Source organism: Hoeflea sp. BAL378, from assembly GCF_000759435.1.
Classification (GTDB): domain Bacteria; phylum Pseudomonadota; class Alphaproteobacteria; order Rhizobiales; family Rhizobiaceae; genus Hoeflea.
In genome coordinates, this window is record NZ_JRJG01000041.1 from 1 (window position 1) to 3421 (window position 3421).

A 3421-nucleotide genomic window follows, 5' to 3' on the forward strand; every position below is an offset into this window, starting at 1 on the left:
GCGGGCTGCCCCCGCGGACGCCGCTGCGGCGACTGCCGGTGCGGGCGCCGCAGGGGCAGGGAGGTCCGCCCGAGGCTCGGGCGCCCTATCCTGCCCGGCGCCGGTTTCGGCTTCGAATTCAGGGGTTTCCCCGGCTTCGTATTCGGGGGCTTCCGCGGCTTGCGATGGCTCCGGCGCGGGGCTATCCACGGCGCGCAGATCGGGCTTCGGCTTTGCGGGCTGCTGCGGCGCGGGCGCCTGATCGGGCGTCTTGCCGACGGCGCCGGCCGTGTTCCGGGGCGCGTTCTTGGCCGCCCTCAGTTCGTCCGACAGCTCGCGGTTCTTCTGGCGGAACCGCTCGACCTCGGCGCTCCGGCGCTCGAGCGCATTCTCGCGGTCGGTGAGCGCGGTGATGGTCTTGGTGAGCTTTTCCTCGTTCTGCCCCAGCCGCTCATTGGTGCTTTTCAGGCGCAGTTCCAGATCCCGGTTGCCGGCCTCGGCGTCCTTGAGGGCGTCGCGCAGGGCGTTGCGCTCCTCGCGCAGCTCCCGGATCTGGGCCTTGAAGTTTTCCGCCTCGGTGTCGAGGGTGACGAGGTCGATGCGCAGTTCCTCGATCTCGGCGCCGAGCCGGTTGATCTGGTCGTCGCGCCTTGCCACTTCCTGCTTGCGCGCTTCCGCGAGCCGCGTGGCGTCGGAGAAGTTTCCGGTCAGGGTGGTGATCCTGACATCGCGCTCGGCGAGCTCCGCGTTGAGCCCGCGAATGCTTGCGTCCCGTTCCTCGATGGCGGCTTCGGCCGCTATCTTCTCGGCGCGCAGCGCCACCAGGTCGTTGCTGAGCCGGGTGCCGCGCGCCACGCTTTCGGTGAGAAGGTCGCGATTGTGCTTGAGATCGATCGACAGCCGGGCGTTCTCGGCGGCGAAGGCGGCCCGGGCCATGTCCTTTTCGGCGCGGATCTCGGCCACCGATAGCGGCACGCTGGCGCGGATGCGCCGCTCGGTCAGGCTCACAACCCGGCGCTGGATGACCGGCGCGACGATCAGCGCGACCAGGGCGGCCGCGAGAAACCCCAACGCGAATAGCAGGACAAACTCGATCACTTTGAATCCACAGTGTCACCGGCGGGGCCAATTCATCAGGCCCGGCGAAATCTGGAGAGCTTTAAGCATGGCGTTCACCTGTCGGCAAGCCGCCAAGGGGCCGGAAGCTCATGTAACGCGACAAAAAAAAGGCCGGTTGCGGCCGCCCTAAGCTTGGAAATGCTTGTTTGCGCTTACAATTCCGTGTCTGCTGCCAAATATTGGCGCGCGGGCCCGAAGGTCTGCCCTTGCGGTGCCGGCAGGGAACTCAGCGCGGCCTGGGTCAGAACGGGTTCCAGGTGGGCGTCGGCGTCATTTTGAGATAGCCGATATTGATGCCCAGCCGCGCGCCGACGCCGGTGCGGATCGGAACCACCAGCACGCCGTCGCGCTTGAGCACGGTCATGCCGAGGCCGGCGATCACATAGGCCGAGCCGGAGACGCCGCCGAACCGGCCATAAACGCCTTCGACGCTCGGGAGATTGTAGACCAGCATCATGGTCCGGTTGCCATTGCCGCCATAGTCCCAGCCGAGCGACGGTCCCTGCCAGAAGACCTCGTGCTGCCCGGCATTCTTGGTGAACAGTTCGCCTTCGCCGTAGGTCAGGCCGCCGATGAGCGCGCCGGAGGCCTCCTGGCCGAGGATGTAGCCGTTGGGCAGGCCATAGGACTGGAACGCTTTTTCGACCACCTTGGCCAGGCCGCCGGAGGTCGAGCCGAAAAAGCCGTGGCCGGCATCGACGATCTCCTGGGCGGTGTATTGCGACGAGTTGGCGGCCTGCGCGCGCGCATCGGGCAGCGTTCCGGCAATCAACAGCAGCGACAGGAAAAACGAAACGAAAGCACAGGGGCGAAAGCGGGACGCGATCATAGGGTCCACTCCATTGATTGGACGGTAGATACCGCAGGTAACAGTGATCACATTGTGGCGTGTCGATCTTAATAAGCAGTTTACCAAATGTGGTGTCTTTAGGGCGAAACAGGTTCGGTGATATGCGGCAATCAGCCAGATCACGCCGGGTTACCGGTCGACAGCGCTTGCGATTGACCGCACCCGGTGCGATTTTTCTCACCAACTGATTCGGCGCGCGGCGCACAGAGGAGACTTCGATGTCAAAGAACCATAACCTCACCCTGGCTGGGCCCGACCTTGCCGCGCTTCTGTGCAGCCGGGTGTGCCACGATATCATTTCTCCGGTGGGAGCGATCAACAACGGGCTGGAACTGCTCGACGAGGGCGGCGCCGACGCGGATGCGATGGACCTCATCCGCACCAGCGCGCTCAATGCCTCGGTCCGGCTCAAATTCGCCCGTCTCGCCTTCGGCGCTTCGGGGTCGGTCGGCGCCTCCATCGACACCGGCGAAGCCGAAAAGGCGGTGGTCGATTTCGTTTCCGCCGACAAGAAGACCGAAGTCCGGTGGAGCGGCCCGCGCGCCATCATTCCCAAGAACCAGGTCAAGCTGCTGCTCAACCTGTTCCTGGTGGCCTATGGCGCGATCCCGCGCGGCGGCGAGATCGACGTGACGCTGGAGACGCTGGAAACTGATCCGCGGTTCCGGCTGGTCTGCAAGGGCCGCATGGTGCGCGTGCCGCCCAAGTTCCTGGAGATCTATTCGGGCAAGCTGGAAGAGGCGATCGACGCCCATTCGATCCAGCCTTATTACACCGTGCTCTTGGCCGAGGAGGCCGGGATGACGCTGTCCTGCTCCGCCAATGCCGACGAAGTGGTGTTCACGGCGCAGCGCGCCGCAGCGTGAGAAACAGGCCCGCCTGACCAGGCCCGCGGTCCAGCATCGAGACAGGTGGGACCCACCTGTTTCGGCCTGTTCCGGCAGCATACGGGCATGAAACGCTCCGTTAAGCGTGTCTGATTACGGTTTGTTCGCTCCCTTGGGGTAGTCTTGCCGTCAACAATGACGGGTTCGCATCCGGATTTGCGCAAGAAGCCAAAGGAGGGTCGCCATGCGCCGCTTTATGATCGCCGATGATTCAGCCGTGATCTGCAAGGTCGCCAAACGCATCCTGACCGGTCTCGACTACCTCGTCATCGAGGCGTCCAATGCCGGCGAGGCGATGATCATGTGCGATGCGCAACTGCCCGACGTGCTGTGCGTCGACGCCGGCATGACCGGGGCGCTGGACCTGATCTCCTCAGTGCGGCAGATGGACGGCGGCAAGAACGTGCGCATCCACTATTTGATGATCGAGAAGGAATTCAAGCAGATGATGGCGGGCAAGCGGGCGGGCGCCGACGAGTTCCTGCTCAAGCCGTTCGACCGGCGCAGCCTCACCGAAGCCTTCGCGCCCTATGCCGCGGCCGCCTGAGCGGCGCCGCCTGGTTCGGTCCCGGGCCTGTCTGGACAG

4 protein-coding genes are annotated in these 3421 nt (G+C 64.8%); 2 read left to right on the plus strand and 2 right to left on the minus strand.

Annotated elements, in window-relative coordinates:
- Together LL06_RS11300 and LL06_RS11310 are read right to left on the minus strand one after the other, a co-directional pair.
- A partial coding sequence (locus LL06_RS11300; protein ID WP_052161441.1) for a hypothetical protein occupies window positions 1–1077 on the minus strand: 1077 nt, incomplete at its 3' end.
- A 262-nt stretch (window positions 1078–1339) separates the two neighbouring features.
- Window positions 1340–1927, minus strand: coding sequence for an EipA family protein (locus tag LL06_RS11310; protein WP_035526411.1), 588 nt, complete (start codon window positions 1925–1927; stop codon window positions 1340–1342).
- 239 nt (window positions 1928–2166) lie between these two features.
- Here LL06_RS11310 and LL06_RS11315 point away from each other — a divergent pair, with 239 nt between their 5' ends.
- Window positions 2167–2814, plus strand: a complete 648-nt coding sequence (locus tag LL06_RS11315) for a histidine phosphotransferase family protein (protein WP_035526414.1) — start codon at window positions 2167–2169, stop codon at window positions 2812–2814.
- A gap of 205 nt (window positions 2815–3019) precedes the next feature.
- Entirely contained in the window at window positions 3020–3382 is a 363-nt protein-coding gene (locus tag LL06_RS11320) for a response regulator (protein WP_035526419.1), read from the plus strand.
- Window positions 3383–3421 lie beyond the last annotated feature (39 nt).

What these genes read in the sequence shown, in the direction of transcription:
- LL06_RS11310 (WP_035526411.1), bottom strand. Translation starts at nt 1,927, where the DNA reads ATGATCGCGTCCCGCTTTCGCCCCTGTGCTTTCGTTTCGTTTTTCCTG.
- LL06_RS11315 (WP_035526414.1), top strand. Translation starts at nt 2,167, where the DNA reads ATGTCAAAGAACCATAACCTCACCCTGGCTGGGCCCGACCTTGCCGCG.
- LL06_RS11320 (WP_035526419.1), top strand. Translation starts at nt 3,020, where the DNA reads ATGCGCCGCTTTATGATCGCCGATGATTCAGCCGTGATCTGCAAGGTC.